A 16,593-nucleotide genomic window follows, 5' to 3' on the forward strand; every position below is an offset into this window, starting at 1 on the left:
CGCCCAGCTTCTTTCTCGTCCACTTGACGACAAGCATCTCACGCGGTTATCGTCCAACAGACGAAAAGAGGGGGTTCGATGGCCGACATCACCCGGCGCCTCGGCTGGCGCCATCTGCGCGGCGCGCCCACGGCGCACATCCGGCACCACCGCGGCGGCACACTGCTGCACGACGGTCCGGGGCTCAGCTTCTGGTTCCGCGCACTGACGGCCGCGCTCTCCGAAGTTCCGGTGGACGACCGCGAGTTGGCCATGACGTTCCATGCCCGTACGTCGGACTTCCAGGACGTGGCGGTACAGGCGACCGTGACCTACCGGATCGGCGACCCGGCACTGGCCGCCGCCCGCCTGGACTTCTCGATCGACCCGGACACCGGCGTGTGGCGGGGCGCGCCCCTGGAGCAACTGGGCACGCTGCTCACGGAGACGGCCCAGCAGCACGCGCTCGACGTACTGACCCGGACATCCCTGTCCTCCGCCCTGGTCGACGGCGTTTCGGCGGTGCGGGAGAGGATCGCGGCGGGCCTGGACGCCGAACCACGGCTGCCGGCCACCGGCATCGAGGTGGTGGCCGTACGCGTGATGGCGCTGCGCCCCGAGCCGGAGGTGGAGCGCGCCCTGCGCACCCCGGCCCGCGAACAGATCCAGCAGGAGGCCGACCGGGCGACCTACGAACGGCGGGCCGTCGCCGTGGAGCGGGAACGGGCCATCGCCGAGAACGAACTGGCCAGCCAGATCGAACTCGCCCGCCGCGAGGAGCAGTTGGTGGAGCAGCGGGGCACGAACGCACGCCGGGAGGCGGAGGAGCACGCGGCGGCGGACGCGGTACGGGCCGAGGCGGAGGCGACACGGTCGGTACGGCTCGCTCGCGCGGAGGCCGAAGGCGCGCGCACGGTGGGCGACGCGAAGGCACAGGCGCAGGCCGCCTGGTTGCGGGTGCACGCGGAGGTCGAGGTCGCCACGCTGCACGCCCTCGCCGGGACCCGGCTCGCGGAGAACCTGCCGAACATCGACAGCCTGACGATCTCGCCGGACGTACTGACGGGGCTGCTGGCGAAGCTGGGCGCACGGGAGCCGGAGTGAGCCTCGCACCGCGGGCCGTCCTGGTTCACCGCACCACGGAGTACGAGGAGTTGGTGGCCCACCACGGCACCCATGGCCAGGCCGCCTTCTTCCTGTCCTCCCGGGGCCGGGACATCGCGGAGGTCGCCGAACGTCATGAGCGCACCCGGCGGGCGCTCGCCGAGGTGACCTCCGCCATCCCACTGACCTGGCGTCAGGCGCGGGTGGAACGAGCCGACCTGGACCGCTTCCTGTTCGCACCCGAGGACGTCGTGATCGTGGTCGGGCAGGACGGTCTGGTGGCCAACGTCGCCAAATACCTCTCCGGGCAACGGGTGCTGGGCATCGACACCGACCCCGGCCGCAACCCCGGCGTCCTGGTACGCCACCGTCCCGCGCAGGCCGCGGCCCTGCTCCCGGCGGCCCTCGACACCACCGTGGACGAACTCACCATGGTCGAGGCCGTCGCCGACGACACACAGCGGCTGGTCGCCCTGAACGAGATCTACCTGGGCGCCGCCGGACACCAGACAGCCAGATACCGCCTGGGCCTGGAGGGCGACGGGGGTGTCGTCGAGGCCCAGGCTTCGTCCGGGGTGCTGGTGGGGACGGGGACAGGGGCCACCGGCTGGCTCCGCTCGCTCTGGCAGGAGCGGGGCGGCCGGCTGCGGCTGCCTGGCCCGACGGAGGACCGCCTGCTGTGGTTCGTACGGGAGGCCTGGCCGTCCCCCGCCACCGGAACGTCCCTGATCGCCGGCGAACTCCCCGCCCGCGCCCGCCTCCGCCTCACCGTCGAGTCCGAACGGCTGATCGCCTTCGGGGACGGCATGGAAGGGGACGCGGTGGAGCTGACGTGGGGGCAGACGGTGGAGGTGGGGGTGTGTGGGGAGCGGTTGCGGTTGGTGGGGTGAACCGGGGGGGGAGGGGTGACCGGCAGATCACCCCTCACCCCCCGACCCGCGCCTCACAGCCGTGGGTCGACCGGCTCCGACTCCAGCGCCAGCACCCCGAACACCGCCTCGTGGACCCGCCAGAGCGGCTCGCCCTCCGCCAGCCGGTCCAGGGCCTCCAGGCCGAGGGCGTACTCGCGGATCGCGAGGGAGCGCTTGTGGTTCAGGAACCTCTTGCGCAGGCGGTCGAGGTTCTCCGGGCGGGTGTACTCCGGACCGTAGATGATCCGCAGGTACTCCCGGCCGCGGCACTTGATGCCGGGCTGGACCAGCCGGCCCTCCGGGCTGCGGACCACCGCGCCGAGCGGCTTGACGACCATGCCCTCGCCGCCGCGGCCGGTCATCTCCAGCCACCAGTCGACGCCCGCCCGCACCGACTCCGGGTCACCGGTGTCGACGTAGAGGCGCCGGGTGGTCTGGAGCAGGCCGGTGCCGTCGTGCTCCACCAGGCGGTCCAGCAGGGCCAGCTGCTCGTCGTGCGGGAGCGCGGCGAGACTGCGGCCCTGCACCGCGAGGATCTGGAACGGCGCCAGGCGGACGCCGTCCAGACCGTCGGTGGTCCAGCAGTAGCGCCGGTACGCGTCGGTGAACGCGTCCGCCGCGTCGGCCCGTTCGCGCTGGCGGGCCAGCAGGTCCGTCACGTCCACGCCCCGGTCGGCCGCCCCCTGGAGCGCGGCCAGCGCGCCCGGGAAGACCGCGCCGGCCGCGGCGCCGACGGCCGCGTACTGCGACCGCAGCAGGCCGGCGGCCTTCAGCGACCACGGCATCAGCTCGGCGTCCAGCAGGAGCCAGTCCCCCGCGCCGGAGGCGCTGTTGGACGCAGTGAGTTCGGACCACAGGCCCGCCTCGCCGATCGCCTCTCGCAAGCGGTCCAGGATCGCCTCCGTCACCGACTCGTCGTCGAAGAAGGGGCGGCCGGTGCGCGTGTAGAGGGAGCCGGTCGGGCCGTCCACGCCGAAGCGCTTGCGGGCCGTCTCCGCGTCCCGGCAGACCAGGGCCACCGCCCGCGAGCCCATGTGCTTCTCCTCGCACACGACCCGCTCGACACCGTCCTGCGCGTACTGCGCGAAGGCCTCGGCGGGGTGCTCCAGGTACCCCTCGATGTGGCTGGTGGCCGTCGGTGCCATGGTCGGTGGGAGGTACGGCAGCAGCCGCGGGTCCACCGCGAAGCGGCTCATGACCTCCAGGGCCGCGGCCGCGTTCTCCTCCCGGACGGCGACCCGGCCCGTGTGCCGGGTCTCGACCGCCCGGCGGCCGTGCACGTCGGCGAGGTCCAGCGGCCGGCCGTCGTGCCCGCCGGGCGCCTCCGTCTTCAGCGGCTTGGTCGGCTCGTACCAGACCCGCTCCGCCGGTACGTCGACCAGCTCCCGCTCCGGCCAGCGCAGCGCCGTGAGCTTGCCGCCGAAGACCGCTCCGGTGTCCAGGCAGATCGTGTTGTTGAGCCACGTCGCCTCCGGAACCGGCGTGTGGCCGTAGACCACGGCCGCCCGGCCGCGGTAGTCCTCCGCCCACGGGTAGCGCACCGGCAGTCCGAACTCGTCGGTCTCTCCGGTGGTGTCGCCGTACAGGGCGTGCGAGCGGACCCGGCCGGAGGTGCGGCCGTGGTACTTCTCCGGCAGACCGGCGTGGCAGACGACCAGGCGGCCGCCGTCGAGGACGTAGTGGCTGACCAGACCGTCGATGAACTCCCTCACCTCGGACCGGAACTCGTCCGAGACGCTCTCCATCTGCTCGATGGTCTCCGCGAGGCCATGGGTGTGCTGGACCTTGCGGCCCTTCAGGTAACGGCCGTACTTGTTCTCGTGGTTGCCCGGCACGCACAGCGCGTTGCCCGACTTGACCATCGACATCACGCGGCGCAGCACACCGGGGCTGTCCGGGCCGCGGTCGACGAGGTCACCGACGAAGACCGCGGTGCGGCCCTCGGGGTGGACGCCGTCGGTGTAGCCCAACTTGCCGAGCAGCGACTCCAGTTCCAAGGCGCAGCCGTGGATGTCACCGACGATGTCGAAGGGGCCGGTGAGGTGGGTCAGGTCGTTGAAGCGCTTCTCGGTGACGACGGTGGCGTTCTCGACGTCCGCCACGCCGCGCAGGACGTGCACCTTGCGGAAGCCCTCGCGCTCCAGGCGGCGGATCGATCGCCTCAGTTCACGGATGTGGCGCTTGATGACCCGGATCGGCATGTCGGCCCGGTCGGTGCGGGCCGCGTTGCGCTCGGCGCACACCTCCTCCGGCACGTCCAGGACGATGGCGATGGGCAGCACGTCGTACTTCTTCGCCAGGTCGATCAGCTGCCGTCGGCTGTCCTCCTGCACACTGGTCGCGTCGACGACCGTGCGGCGGCCGGCGGCCAGGCGCTTGCCCGCGATGTAGTGCAGGACGTCGAAGGCGTCCTTCGTCGCGCCCTGGTCGTTCTCGTCGTCGGAGACCAGGCCCCGGCAGAAGTCCGAGGAGATCACCTCGGTCGGCTTGAAGTGCCGGCGGGCGAAGGTGGACTTGCCGGAGCCCGAGGCGCCGACGAGGACGACGAGGGAGAGGTCGGTGACGGGAAGAGTCCGTCCCGTGCGCTGGATCTCGGTCATGCCGCCTTCGCCTCCTTCTCGGTCCTGATCACAGCTGTGCTCAATGCAAAAATGGCCATCTGCGTGGGCGGCCCCACCTCCGGGTCGTCCGGCCCCACCGGCATGAACTCCACGTCGTAGCCGTGCCGTTCGGCCACCGACGAGGCCCAGGCCCGGAACTCCTGCCGCGTCCACTCGAAGCGGTGGTCGCCGTGCCGGACGTGCCCGGCCGGGAGCGACTCCCAGCGGACGTTGTACTCGACGTTCGGGGTCGTCACGAGGACGGTCCGCGGACGGGCCGCGCCGAACACCGCGTACTCCAGGGCGGGCAACCGGGGCAGGTCGAGGTGCTCGATCACCTCGCTGAGCACGGCGGCGTCGTACCCCTTGAGCCGCTTGTCGGTGTACGCCAGCGAGCCCTGGAAGAGCTGGACGCGCGAGGCCATCCGCTCCCCCATGCGGTCCAGCTTCAGCCGCCGGGAGGCGATGGTGAGCGCCCGCACCGACACGTCGACGCCGACGATCTCGGTGAACTTCGGGTCCTTGAGCAGTGCCTGCACCAACTGGCCCTGTCCGCAGCCGAGGTCGAGGACGCGGGCGGCGCCGGCCGCGCGCAGCGCCTCCAGGATGGCCTCACGGCGCTGGACGGCGAGCGGGGTCGGCTTCTCCTCGGTCTCGGTCTCCGCCTCGACGGCGTTGTCGATGTCCTCGACCTCGCTGTCGTCGGCCTCGGCCAGCCGCACCAGCTCCAGGCGTTCCATCGCCTCACGCGTCAGCGACCAGCGGCGGGACAGGTAACGGCTGGTGATCAGCTTCTGCTCCGGGTGCGCGGGCAGCCAGCCCTCACCGGCCCTGAGCAGCTTGTCGACCTCGTCGGGGGCCACCCAGTAGTGCTTGGCGTCGTCGAGGACGGGGAGGAGGACGTACAGATGACGCAGGGCCTCGGCGACGGTCAGCTGCGCGGACTCCAGTTCGAGGCGGACATAGCGCGAGTCGCCCCACTCGGGGAACTCGGTGTCCAGCGCGACCGGTTCGGCCGTCACGGTCCAGCCGAGCGGCTCGAACAGGCGGCGTACGAGTTCCGGGCCGCCGCGGGCCGCCACAGCGGGCACCTCGATGCGCAACGGCCGTGTCTGCGACGGGAGTTCGGGCTTGGCGCTGCACACCCCGCGCATCGCGCTGGAGAAGACCGCGCTCAGCGCCACCGCGAGCAGCGAAGACGCCGCGTAGGGGCGGTCGTTGACGTACTGCGCGAGCGCCGCGTCCGGGGCGCCGCCGCGCCCTTTGCCCTTGCCGCGCCTGACCAGCGCCACCGCGTCGACCTCCAGCAACAGCGCCGCCGTGCAACGCTGATCGTCCGCCTCGGGATACAGGACGTGCGCCCTGCCGTAGGAGGTGGAGAACGCCTGCGCCTTCTCGGGATGCTTGTGCAGCAGGAAGCCGAGATCGGTGGCGGGGCGCTCGGGAGTGCCGGTGGTACTGATCGTCAGAAACATACGAGTGGCCTCTCCGGCCGGTGGACGGGACATTGACGCCGTACGCGCGAAGGCCCCCGAGGAGGGTGATCCTGGGGGGCCGGCAGGACGACGTCCTCAGCTTCGCACGATCCGTCCGACCTGCGCCTTCGATTAATCGAAAGGCGCCGAACCGCTTACGACAGCTGCGACTGGACCTGCGCCGAGATCAGCTCCAGGTGGTCCAGGTCGTCGAGATCGAGGACCTGGAGGTAGATCCGGCGCGAGCCCACGGCGGCATAGCGGCCGATCTTGTCGACGACCTCGGCGGGGGTGCCGGCCAGGCCGTTGGTCTTGAGCTCCTCGACCTCGCGGCCGAGCGCGGCGGCACGGCGGGCGACCTCCTGGTCGTCCTTGCCCACGCAGACGACGAGCGCGTTGGAGTAGGTGATCGCGTCGGCCGCGCGGCCCGCCTCCTGGGCGGCGGCACGGACCCGGCCGAACTGCGTCTCGCTGTCCTCGGGCGAGGCGAACGGCATGTTGAACTCATCGGCGTAACGGGCGGCGAGGCGCGGGGTGCGGGTCGCGCCGTGGCCGCCGATCAGCACGGGGATCCTGCTCTGGGCGGGCTTGGGCAGCGCGGGTGACTTCGTGAGGTCGTAGTGCTCGCCGTGGAAGTCGAAGGTCTCGCCGGGCTCGGTGGCCCACAGGCCGGTGACGATCTCCAGCTGCTCCTCCAGGCGCGGGAACTTCTCCTTCGGGAACGGGATGCCGTACGCCGCGTGCTCCTCCTCGAACCAACCGGCCCCGAGGCCCAGTTCGACGCGGCCGCCGGACATCTGGTCGACCTGGGCGACCTGGATGGCGAGGACGCCGGGGAGCCGGAAGGTGGCCGCGGTCATCAGGGTGCCGAGGCGTATGCGCTTGGTCTCACGGGCGAGGCCGGCGAGGGTGATCCAGGCGTCGGTGGGGCCGGGGAGGCCGTCGGCGTCGCCCATCTTCAGGTAGTGGTCGGAACGGAAGAACGCGTCGAAGCCGAGGTCCTCGGTGGCCCTGGCGACGGTGAGGAGGGTGTCGTAGCTCGCGCCCTGCTGGGGCTCGGTGAAGATACGGAGATCCATGACTCCATCCTGCACGCAGGGGTTCACCGTGGTCCCATCGGTCCCCGTGGCCGCACCAGTGACCGAGTCCTGTGGTGATCGTTGGCCCAGGCGGAGCCGGCTTGTCGTCGCCGGTGCGTGATCCGTTACCCGCGTCGGCCCCTCCGCCGGGGTCCTTGGGCCGAGGAGGCCGTCTTGTCCGAAGAAACCGTGCCGCCGAAGGGGTTGCTGCAGCAGATGGAGGAGTTGATGGCGGCGCTGAACGCGGATCTGTCGGCGCTGGATGCGGAACTTCAGGGGGCCGGGGGTTCGGGGCGGGGGGTTGGTGAGCAGGAGGCGGGCTGAGGACAGTCTTCGGCTGCGGGTTGCGTCGTGGCTGGTCGCGCCCCGCGGCGGAGCCGCTGATGTCACAGCCCCGCGCCCCTGAGTGGGTGCAGTCGAAGCAAGCCCAGCTGTACCCACCTAGGGGCGCGGGGCTGTATCCATATGCGGCTCCGCCGCGTGGGCGCGACCAGCCCCCACCGGCCCGCAGCCGAAGAACTCACCCCGCCTCCGGCAACTCCTCCCCCCGATCCGCCAGTCTTCGCAGCATCTGCAGCACCCGGTCCCGCGACTCGTCCGCCGCGTCGATCGCCTCCATGCACTGCCAGTACGTCGTCTCGTCGTCCGCCGCGGACGCGAGGCCGACCAGGGCTATGCCCACCTCGCCGAGGAGGCCGCCGAGGTAGACGAGGGCCTGGCGGGCGTCACCGAGCTCGGTGAGCTGGGCGGCCCGCAACTCCGCCATGGCGATGTCGGGGCGGTCGAGGACACCGCAACCGCGGCCCGCCAGCTCGGTCAGCCCCAAGGCCTCGCCCCGGAGTTCGGGAGGCCCGGCGACCGCGAGGCGGCTCCCTATCGCCTGGGCCAGTGCCTGCGCCTGCCACACCTCCGCCATGACCTGAGGCGCCTCGCCGCCCCCGGCCAGGGCACGCCTGCTCGTCACGATGAGCCGCACCGCGTCCATCGGCTGCCCCCGTCTGTCCCGGCGTACGCCCGGGCACGTCCGCCCGCGCCTGCCTGTCCACTACCCAGAGTGAGCTCGCTCGGAACGAAAAACCAGAGGTAGACGGAAATCTGTGGACAACAAATCGGTTTCGGACCAACTTTTCATCACGGAGAGTGAAAGAGGACTGAACCCTTCCTTACGGCGCCGGAAACCTCCGCTCGTTCCGGTCGATCTTCGCGTCCAGCGCCGCCAGCGGATCGACGCCGAGCACCTCGCACAACTGGAGCAGATACGCGAGCACATCGGCGATCTCGTCCGTGACACGGTGCGCGGTGTCGGGGTCGTCCATGACCCGCGCCGACTCCTCGGGCGTCAACCACTGGAAGATCTCGACCAGTTCGGAGGCCTCCACGCTGAGCGCGGCGACGAGGTTCTTGGGGGTGTGGTACGGCTGCCAATCGCGGGCCGCCGCGAACTCGGCCAGCCGGCGCTGCAGTTTCGCCACGTCGAGAGGTTCTGTCACGGCTCCAGGTGTACCACCGTGACCCCGTCCACCCCGGCGGCCCAGGAGGCGTCGCTCACCGCGCCGACGAGCCGGATGTGTCCGCGTTCGCACATCCGCACGGCCAGCCGCAGCAGTTCGGTCCGCTGCCGTGGGTCCAGGCTCCGGTCGAGGTTGTCGGCGAGCACGGTGAGCGTCTGCATCGCCGCGGGCACCTCACCGACCGGATCGACCTCCAGCACCCCGGGCCCGGTGAGCAGCACCAACGCGAGCGCGAGGTACCTCAACTCGCCGTCGCCCAGCCGCCCGAGCGCCGTACGGCTGCCGTCCCCGCGGTCGAGAAGTGCCCGGACCGTCCCGGTGGGAAGGGGCTCGGCGAGGACGTCGGCGACGGGGCCCGCACATCCGGCGCGCACCGCGGCGACGAGCTGCGCGTGGCGCCGGCCGCACTCCGTGCGCGTACGCCACAGGACGTCGGCGAGGTTGTCGCAGCCGCCGAGGAGCCGTCCGGAGCCGGTCGGGACGGGCAGGCGCATGCGGCCGGGCCGTGGGTCGCAGCCGAAGACGGAGCGCAGGGCGACGACCATCTGCTCGGCGGCGGCGAGGACGCGCCGCTGTCCGTCCGTCTTGCCGGCCACGCGCAGCGGCAGCAGGGCGGTGCCGAGCTGGTCGTCCGGGAGCGGGGCGCGGGTGACCGGCGCGGTCCCGGCCGTGTGCCAGGCGGCCTGCACGGCCCGGCGGGAGGGGTCGCGCAGGGCGGTTTCGAGCAGCACGAGCCCGCCGGAGGTCAACCGCTCGCCCACGATGCGCAGTTCGGGCTCGGCCTGGACCGCGACGTCGAGCCGGACCGGCCCTTCGGGCCCGTCGGCCGTGCAGCCGATCCGGAAGCCGCGGCGGCGCTGTGCGTCGGGGCGCGCCCGGTCGGGGACGTACGAGAGGGGGTGCGGGAACACCTCACCGAGGCTCGCGCCGCCGCCGAGCCGCGCGAGTGCCTCGTACGCCCTGAGCGCGCTCGTCTTGCCGCTCCCGCTGGGCCCGGCGAACAGGGTCAGCGGCGCGAGCGGTAGCCCGGCACGCCGGTGGACGGCGTACGCGGACAGCCGCAGCTCGGTGAGACACGGCCGGTCGGGGCGGCGCTCACCGCCCTGCGACCGCTCCGGGCGCGGAGGAGCCGACTGAGCGGGCACGACAGAGGATGTGGGGGACACACGCATATCCGGACCGTAGGACTCCGCCACCGGACGAACCGTTCCTCCGCAGCGCCCTTCCTACGAACGAGCGAACCACCCCGAGGCTCACGACCCCGGCATGCCCGCGCCCTCCATCAGCCCCGTGACCTCGGTCCCGGCCGGTGTCAGCAGGAACACGTTGCGGTCCACGCGGTGCATCCCGCTCGCCAGGCCGAAGACGACGCCGGTACTGAAGTCGAGGACCCGCTTGGCGACTTCCGTCTCCGCGGTGGTGAGGTCGAGCAGGACGGGTATGCCCGCCATCAGGGTCTCGGCGACCTCGCGGGCGTCCGCGAAGACGTTGATCCGCAGGACCACGAAGCGGCGCCGGGCCTCGGTCTCGGCCTCCGGCATGGACCGGTGGCCGACCGCGGACGGCCATGCGTCCCGCCCGCGCAACGGAACGACCTGGGCGAGCCCCTCCCACTGTTCATCGGTGACGTCGTACCTGTTCACCGGTTGCCCCCGCTCCGACTCGCCTTCAATGCCTGCACCAGCCAATTCTTACGCCAAGTCACCCGTTCGGCCCAACAGCGACACGGTGCGCGACCGCGCCGGCTCACACATCGCACCGCGGCCCGCCGTGCCGAAAAGGGTCTTACTCGCCTCACACCGGACTCTTGGCCTCCCGCGACACCTGGCTCACCGGGTCCGATTAGCGTCCGATGTCGTGCTCCTGGCAGATACTCAGCTGTCGGCACCCGGCCGGCCCACCCAGCCCGCGGTGTCCACCGCCCCGGAACCTCCCACGCAGTGGCATCGCGTCCTGACGCTGCTCGCGGACGTCAGCCTCTTCATCGGTACACGTGAGGTGTGGACGCAGGCGGCCACCCACCGTCCGGCCGTGGCCGCGGTCATCTCCGTCTGCTACGCCTCGATCCTGGTCTGCGGCGTTCTCGCGCTGGTGGTGCGCGGCCGGCGGGCCCTGGCGCGGGTGGACCTGTGTGTGCTGGTGACCGGGCTGACGCTCGCCCTGTGCGCGTTCGTCCTGTTCCACCGCGGCTCCGACGAGTCCGTCCTCACCGCCCAGGCGGCGCGCGAACTGGTCGCCGGGCACGGGGTCTACGGCCACCCCTGGCCCTGGCTCTTCGGCGGCAACGGCATCGCGCTCACCCCGACCGTCACGGGCGGCTACGACTACACGTACGGCTATCCCCCGCTCGCGCCGCTGTTGACCGCACCCCTGCTCTGGCTCGGCCACGGCGGTCTGCCGGCCATAGCGATGAGCACGGGGGCGCTGCTCGTCGGCACGGTCGTGCTGTGGTGGCTGCTGCCCGTGCCGTGGCGGTCGGTGGCGACCATGGCGTGCCTGGGGTTCTCGATGATTTCCATGTACGGCCGGCTCGGCTACCCGGCGATCCTGGCGCTGGCCCTGCTGGTGCCGGTGGTGGTGCGCTGGCCCCGGATCGGGCGGGGCGGGCGGCTGGGTCCGGCCGGGATGGCGCAGGCCGCCTGTCTGGGCGCGGCATGCGCGGCGCAGCAGTTGCCGTGGTTCCTCGCGCCGTTCCTGCTCGCCGGGGTCTACGCCGTACGACGTGGGGAGCTCGGCGCGCGGGCGGCGGGCCTGGTGGTGCTGCGGCTCGCCGGTGTCGCCGCCACCGCATGGCTGCTGATCAACACGTACTTCATCGTGAGCCAGCCGGTCGCCTGGCTGAAGGGGATCGCGCTGCCGCTGCTCCAGGGTGCGGTGCTGCACGGCCAGGGCCTGGTGGGCGTGTCGCTGTATCTCACGAACGGCAGCGACCGGCTCGACTGGTACGGGTACGCGAGTCTGCTGCTGCTCGCCGGCCTGCTGGCGTTGTTCGTGCTGTTCGTGCGCCGCCTGGGCCCGGCGGCGACCGTGCTGCCGTGGCTGGCCTTCTGGCTGGCGACCCGTTCGCAGGACGGCTACTACCTCATGATGACCCCGCTGTGGCTGGCGGCGGCGGTGACCGCGCCCGCAGCGGAGTTCGCGGGGGCCTGGCAGCCGTTCACGTGCCGGCCGGCCGGTCCGTACCGGCGTCCGGCGCGGATCGCCGCGGCCGTGCTGCTGCTGAGCCCGGCGGTGGCGAGCGCGGCGCTGGCGGCCACCGGCTCACCGCCGCTGCGCATGGAGGTCACCTCCGTGCGCCACGACGTCCGCACGCTGTCCCGGCTGACCCTGCGGGTCACCAACACGGACGACGACTCGCTCACGCCGCACTTCACGCTGACCCGGGGTCAGGGCATGTACCCGTACTTCTCGGTCCTGCGGGGGCCGGCCACGCTGCCCGCGCACGCGACGGCGACGTACGAGCTCCGGCCGCCCGAGGGGACGTACGCCCTGCCGACGCCGGGTCAGCGGATCCGGCTCCGGGTGTTCACGTCCTCGCCGCAGACGCTGTCGAGCGCCGACGTCACGCTGCCGACCGTGTGAAGCGGAGCGTGGCGGTGACCGTGGTCAGGCCGCGGATCATGCCCATCTGATTCCAGCCCAGGCCGAAGTGCTCGCGGTCCACCGAGAATTCGGCGTTCAGGGTGACCGCGTCGGCGCTCGCGTCGGCGAGCTGCGCGGTGAAGGACTGGGGGCGGCTGATGCCGCGCGCGGTCAGCTGGCCGATCACATGCACCTGGTCGCCGTCCCGCAGCTCGGCGCTGCGCACCGCGAAGGTGATCTCGGGGTGGTTCGCGACGTCGAAGAAGTCGGCACCCCGCAGGTGCTCGTCGCGCTTGGCGTTCTTGGTGTCGAGAGAGGCGGCGTCGAGGGTCACGGTGCCGACGGCGGAACCGTCGGCCCGCACCTCGCCCTGGCCGTCCACGGTGGTGAAGGCGCCCTTCACGGTGACCAGGCCCCACATCGTCTTGTGCTTCAGGGCCACGGTGGTGGCGGTCCGGTCGAGCTGCCAGGTTCCGGTTTCGACGGCGACGGTCATGATTCCTCACTCAGGTGGTCCAAATTTGGATGACATCACGCTAGCCGATACTTCAAATTTGGACAACAGCTACACTTGAATCCATGGCCGACCCGTCCGAATGTCCCTCCGTGTCCGAAGGGCTCCTGCCGCCCGAACTGCATGCCTGGATGCTGCTGCTGGCCGCGACGGGAGCCGTGGAACAGGAGCTGCGCTCCGCCGTCAAGGACGGTCTGGACGTCTCGCACGACGAGTTCCTGGTGCTGTGCCTGCTGGGCGCGCGCCCCGCCGAAGGGGTGCGCATGACGAAGATCGCGGAGCTCCTCGGCCGCCCCAAGACCCGGCTGACCTATCAGATCGCCTGTCTCCAGCACGCCGGTCTGGTCACCCGCAAGTCGGTGTGCGGCGACAAGCGGGGCGTCGAGGTGTCCCTCACCGAGAAGGGCCGGCGCCTGCTGGCGGAGTCCTCCGGCACTCTCGCCGCGACGGTCAAGGAGGCGCTCACCCGGTTCATGGGCGCCGACCAGCGCGAGGCGCTGCGCGCGTTGCTGCCCGACCTCGCCGTGGAGGCGGGGCCGGAGTAGTCGTCGGTGCGGTTGCGGGTACCCGGGCCGGTGCCCGCGCAGACACCGAAGGAGGAGTTCATGGCGACCTCCGACCTGCCCGTTCCTCTCGTACGACGGTCTGACGCACCCCCGCCGGACACGGCGGCCCTGGAGCGCGCACTGCGCGAGCAGGTCGACGGCGAGGTCCGCTTCGACGCGGGGAGCCGGGCCGCCTACTCGACGGACGCCTCGAACTTCCGTCAGACCCCGATCGGCGTGGTCGTGCCCCGGACACCCGAGGCGGCCGCGGAGGCGCTGGCCGTGGCCCGCGAGCACGGCGCGCCGGTGCTGTCCCGGGGCGGCGGGACCAGCCTCGCCGGGCAGTGCACCAACACCGCCGTGGTGATCGACTGGTCGAAGTACTGCGACCGTCTGGAGTCCGTGGACCCGGACGCCCGCACCTGTGTCGTCCAGCCCGGCATCGTCCTCGACGAGCTCAACCGCCGACTCGCCCCGACGGGTCTCCGGTTCGGCCCCGAGCCGGCCACCCACGCCAACTGCACGATCGGCGGAATGATCGGCAACAACTCCTGCGGGGCCACAGCGCAGGCCTACGGCAAGGTCGTCGACAACATCGCCCGCATGGAAGTGCAGTTGTACGACGGCACCCGCTTCTGGTGCGGGGAGACCAGCGACGAGGAGTACGCCGAGATCGAGCGGCACGGAGATCTACGGGCCTCCCTGTACCGGCAGTTGCGCGCCCTGCGCGACACCTACGCCGACGAGATCCGTGCCCGCTTCCCGGACATCCCGCGCCGGGTCTCCGGCTACAACCTCGACTCGCTGCTCCCGGAGCACGGCTTCGACGTCGCCGGGCTGCTGGTCGGCAGCGAGTCGACCCTGGTCACGGTGTTGCGCGCGGAGCTGGAACTGGTGCCGGTGGTCAAGGAACGAACCCTGGTCGTCCTCGGGTTCCCCGACATCGAGACGGCCGCCGACGCCGTACCGACGATCCTGCCGTACGAGCCCATCGCGCTGGAGGGCATCGACTCGCGACTGCTCCAGGACGAGCGGATCAAGCACCTCAACCCGAAGGCCCGCGCCGAACTCCCCGAGGGAAACGCCTACTTGATGGTGCAGTTCGGCGGGGAGACCCTCCAGGAGGCCGACGAACACGCCCACCGCATGCTGGACGGCCTGCACGAGTCCGAGCACGATCCCGAGGTCGCCTTCCTCGACGACCCGTCCCACGAGCAGGAGTTGTGGCAGGTCCGCGAGGCCGGACTCGGCGCCACCGCACACATTCCGGGCCGCCCCGACACCTTCGAGGGCTGGGAGGACTCGGCGGTCCCGCCCGAGCGGCTCGGCGACTACCTGCGCCGACTGCGGGGCCTGTACGACGAGTTCGGCTACCTCAGTGACACCGGGCCCAGTCTCTACGGCCACTTCGGCCACGGTTGTGTGCACACCCGGATCCCCTTCGACCTGTACTCCGCAGACGGAGTGGCCGCCTACCGGCGGTTCATGGAGCGGGCAGCCGACCTGGTCGTCGAGTTCGGCGGCTCCTTCTCGGGCGAGCACGGCGACGGGCAGAGCCGGGGCGAGCTGCTGCCGCGGATGTTCGGGGACCGACTCGTCACCGCCTTCGAGCAGGTGAAGGCCGTCTTCGACCCGCTCGGCCGGATGAACCCCGGGAAGGTCGTGGCGCCGTACAAGCTGGACGAGAACCTGCGGCTCGGCGGTGACTGGGCGCCGTACGACCCCCGCGATCTGCACTTCCGCTTCCCGCACGACGGCGGGTCCTTCGCCGAGGCCGCCAACCGCTGTGTGGGCGTGGGGAAATGCCGTCAGCACACCACCGATGGCGGTGCGGTGATGTGCCCGTCCTACCAGGTCACGCACGAGGAGGAGCACTCCACGCGCGGGCGGGCCCGGCTGCTGTTCGAGATGCTCGACGGACACGGCGACAGCGCGCTGCGGGACGGCTGGCGGTCCGAGGCGGTCCGGGACGCCCTCGACCTGTGTCTGGCCTGCAAGGGCTGCAGGAAGGACTGTCCGGCGGACGTCGACATGGCCACGTACAAGGCGGAGTTTTTGTCCCACCACTACGAGGGCCGCTGGTGGCGCAGGCCCCGCGCCCATCTGTCCATGGGCTGGCTGCCCGCCGTGGCGCAAGTGGTCGGACGCACCCGACTCGGGCCCGTCGTCAACGCGTTGACCCACACCCCGCCCCTGTCCAGGGCCGCCGTGGCGATCGCGGGCGTGGAGAACCGCGAAGTCCCGCTGTTCGCCGGTGAGACGCTGCAGCACTGGTTCGCCCGGCACGAGCCGTACGGCGACGGGGCACGCGGCAGCGTCCTGCTCTGGCCGGACACCTTCACCAACCACTTCCACCCGCACATCGGCCAGGCGGCCGTGACCCTCATGGAGCACGCGGGCTGGCGGGTCGTGCTGCCCGAGGAGCCGCTGTGCTGCGGCCTGACCTGGATCTCGACGGGACAACTCGCCACCGCCGAGCGGGTGTTGGGCCGGACCGTGCCCCGTCTCGCCGAGCACGTCCGGGCGGGCGGCCTGGTGGTCGGACTGGAGCCCAGCTGCACCGCCGTCTTCCGGTCGGACGCGCCCGAGCTGTTCCCCGGCGACCGTGACGTACGGCGGCTGCGCGACCAGACGGTCACGCTCGCCGAACTGCTCACCGAGCACTCCCCCGGCTACGAGCCCCCGCACGTCCCGGAACGCTCAACGAAGGCCCTCGCCCAGGTGCACTGTCACCAGCACGCGGTCCTGGACTGGCAGGCCGACCGCACACTCCTGCACCGCGCCGGCGTCGACGCCGAACAACTGGACTCCGGCTGCTGCGGCCTCGCCGGCAACTTCGGCTTCGAACCGGGCCACTTGGAGGTCAGCGAGGCATGTGCGGAACGCGTACTGCTCCCGCGTCTGCGCGACGAGCCCCCCGAGACGGTGGTCCTGGCCGACGGTTTCAGCTGTCGCACCCAGATCCACGAACTCGACAGCGGCGGCCACGAGGCGGTGCACCTGGCGGAACTGCTGGCGTCCGCCCTGCCCGGGGCGCCGGGCAGCGCGTACGGCGTGGCGCCGGGCGCGAGGCCCAGTCCGCCGAGCCGGAAGGCAAGGGCGCTGGCCCTGGCCGGCACCAGCATGGCGGCCCTGGCCGCAGCGGGAACGACAGCCAGGTTCCTCCGAAACAAACGGTGACTGGAATGTTTTCGGGGGCGCGGGGCTGCGTCGATGTGCGGCTCCGCCGCGCGGGCGCGACCAGCCACAGGCGTGCCGCAGCCGCAAGACAACACGTCGCGGCACCCCCATAG

At 71.7% G+C, this 16,593-nt stretch carries 14 protein-coding genes; 6 read left to right on the top strand and 8 right to left on the bottom strand.

What is annotated here, in order from left to right; translation table 11 throughout:
- Nucleotides 1-78: 78 nt before the first annotated feature.
- Together M2157_RS13345 and M2157_RS13350 are read left to right on the top strand one after the other, a co-directional pair.
- Nucleotides 79-1,083, top strand: a complete 1,005-nt coding sequence (locus tag M2157_RS13345; RefSeq protein WP_280862033.1) for an SPFH domain-containing protein — start codon at nt 79-81, stop codon at nt 1,081-1,083.
- On the top strand, nt 1,080-1,973 hold the full coding sequence (locus tag M2157_RS13350; RefSeq protein WP_280862034.1) for a hypothetical protein: 894 nt from the start codon (nt 1,080-1,082) through the stop codon (nt 1,971-1,973). The genes M2157_RS13345 and M2157_RS13350 overlap by 4 nt, the downstream gene beginning before the upstream one ends.
- Nucleotides 1,974-2,026: 53 nt before the next feature.
- Here M2157_RS13350 and M2157_RS13355 read toward each other — a convergent pair whose 3' ends face one another.
- The 3 genes from M2157_RS13355 to M2157_RS13365 form a co-directional block, all read right to left on the bottom strand.
- Nucleotides 2,027-4,594: a polynucleotide kinase-phosphatase gene (locus M2157_RS13355; RefSeq protein WP_280862035.1), complete on the bottom strand. Its 2,568-nt coding sequence runs from the start codon at nt 4,592-4,594 to the stop codon at nt 2,027-2,029.
- Nucleotides 4,591-6,069 (bottom strand): 3' terminal RNA ribose 2'-O-methyltransferase Hen1, encoded by a 1,479-nt coding sequence (locus M2157_RS13360; RefSeq protein ID WP_280865355.1) that lies wholly within the window; start codon nt 6,067-6,069, stop codon nt 4,591-4,593. The genes M2157_RS13355 and M2157_RS13360 overlap by 4 nt, the downstream gene beginning before the upstream one ends.
- 155 nt (nt 6,070-6,224) lie before the next feature.
- Nucleotides 6,225-7,148 (bottom strand): LLM class F420-dependent oxidoreductase, encoded by a 924-nt coding sequence (locus M2157_RS13365; protein ID WP_280862037.1) that lies wholly within the window; start codon nt 7,146-7,148, stop codon nt 6,225-6,227.
- A 174-nt stretch (nt 7,149-7,322) separates the two neighbouring features.
- On the opposite strand from M2157_RS13365, the gene M2157_RS13370 reads away from it, so the two are divergent.
- Nucleotides 7,323-7,472 (top strand): hypothetical protein, encoded by a 150-nt coding sequence (locus tag M2157_RS13370; protein ID WP_280865356.1) that lies wholly within the window; start codon nt 7,323-7,325, stop codon nt 7,470-7,472.
- A gap of 196 nt (nt 7,473-7,668) precedes the next feature.
- Here M2157_RS13370 and M2157_RS13375 read toward each other — a convergent pair whose 3' ends face one another.
- The 4 genes from M2157_RS13375 to M2157_RS13390 form a co-directional block, all read right to left on the bottom strand.
- Entirely contained in the window at nt 7,669-8,133 is a 465-nt protein-coding gene (locus M2157_RS13375; RefSeq protein ID WP_280862039.1) for a DUF6099 family protein, read from the bottom strand.
- A gap of 178 nt (nt 8,134-8,311) precedes the next feature.
- A complete protein-coding gene (locus tag M2157_RS13380) occupies nt 8,312-8,638 on the bottom strand; it encodes a nucleotide pyrophosphohydrolase (protein WP_266509161.1) in 327 nt (108 codons plus the stop codon).
- Nucleotides 8,635-9,831, bottom strand: a complete 1,197-nt coding sequence (locus M2157_RS13385; protein WP_280865357.1) for an ATP-binding protein — start codon at nt 9,829-9,831, stop codon at nt 8,635-8,637. The genes M2157_RS13380 and M2157_RS13385 overlap by 4 nt, the downstream gene beginning before the upstream one ends.
- Before the next feature lie 81 nt (nt 9,832-9,912).
- Entirely contained in the window at nt 9,913-10,302 is a 390-nt protein-coding gene (locus tag M2157_RS13390) for a cell division protein SepF (protein WP_280862041.1), read from the bottom strand.
- Nucleotides 10,303-10,570: 268 nt separating this feature from the next.
- On the opposite strand from M2157_RS13390, the gene M2157_RS13395 reads away from it, so the two are divergent.
- Nucleotides 10,571-12,241, top strand: coding sequence for a hypothetical protein (locus M2157_RS13395; protein WP_280863758.1), 1,671 nt, complete (start codon nt 10,571-10,573; stop codon nt 12,239-12,241).
- Here the strand turns inward: M2157_RS13395 and M2157_RS13400 are convergent.
- Nucleotides 12,222-12,737, bottom strand: a complete 516-nt coding sequence (locus M2157_RS13400) for a YceI family protein (RefSeq protein WP_280862042.1) — start codon at nt 12,735-12,737, stop codon at nt 12,222-12,224. The genes M2157_RS13395 and M2157_RS13400 overlap by 20 nt on opposite strands.
- Before the next feature lie 83 nt (nt 12,738-12,820).
- Between M2157_RS13400 and M2157_RS13405 the strand changes: the two genes are divergently transcribed.
- Complete coding sequence (locus M2157_RS13405; protein WP_280862043.1) at nt 12,821-13,300, top strand: MarR family transcriptional regulator; 480 nt, start codon at nt 12,821-12,823, stop codon at nt 13,298-13,300.
- A gap of 60 nt (nt 13,301-13,360) precedes the next feature.
- On the top strand, nt 13,361-16,480 hold the full coding sequence (locus M2157_RS13410) for an FAD-binding and (Fe-S)-binding domain-containing protein (RefSeq protein ID WP_280865358.1): 3,120 nt from the start codon (nt 13,361-13,363) through the stop codon (nt 16,478-16,480).
- The last annotated feature ends 113 nt before the right edge of the window (nt 16,481-16,593 follow it).

Source organism: Streptomyces sp. SAI-127 (assembly GCF_029894425.1).
Classification (GTDB): Bacteria; Actinomycetota; Actinomycetes; order Streptomycetales; family Streptomycetaceae; genus Streptomyces.

What these genes read in the sequence shown, in the direction of transcription:
- M2157_RS13345 (WP_280862033.1), top strand. Translation starts at nt 79, where the DNA reads ATGGCCGACATCACCCGGCGCCTCGGCTGGCGCCATCTGCGCGGCGCG.
- M2157_RS13355 (WP_280862035.1), bottom strand. Translation starts at nt 4,594, where the DNA reads ATGACCGAGATCCAGCGCACGGGACGGACTCTTCCCGTCACCGACCTC.
- M2157_RS13360 (WP_280865355.1), bottom strand. Translation starts at nt 6,069, where the DNA reads ATGTTTCTGACGATCAGTACCACCGGCACTCCCGAGCGCCCCGCCACC.
- M2157_RS13365 (WP_280862037.1), bottom strand. Translation starts at nt 7,148, where the DNA reads ATGGATCTCCGTATCTTCACCGAGCCCCAGCAGGGCGCGAGCTACGAC.
- M2157_RS13375 (WP_280862039.1), bottom strand. Translation starts at nt 8,133, where the DNA reads ATGGACGCGGTGCGGCTCATCGTGACGAGCAGGCGTGCCCTGGCCGGG.
- M2157_RS13385 (WP_280865357.1), bottom strand. Translation starts at nt 9,831, where the DNA reads ATGCGTGTGTCCCCCACATCCTCTGTCGTGCCCGCTCAGTCGGCTCCT.
- M2157_RS13400 (WP_280862042.1), bottom strand. Translation starts at nt 12,737, where the DNA reads ATGACCGTCGCCGTCGAAACCGGAACCTGGCAGCTCGACCGGACCGCC.
- M2157_RS13405 (WP_280862043.1), top strand. Translation starts at nt 12,821, where the DNA reads ATGGCCGACCCGTCCGAATGTCCCTCCGTGTCCGAAGGGCTCCTGCCG.
- M2157_RS13410 (WP_280865358.1), top strand. Translation starts at nt 13,361, where the DNA reads ATGGCGACCTCCGACCTGCCCGTTCCTCTCGTACGACGGTCTGACGCA.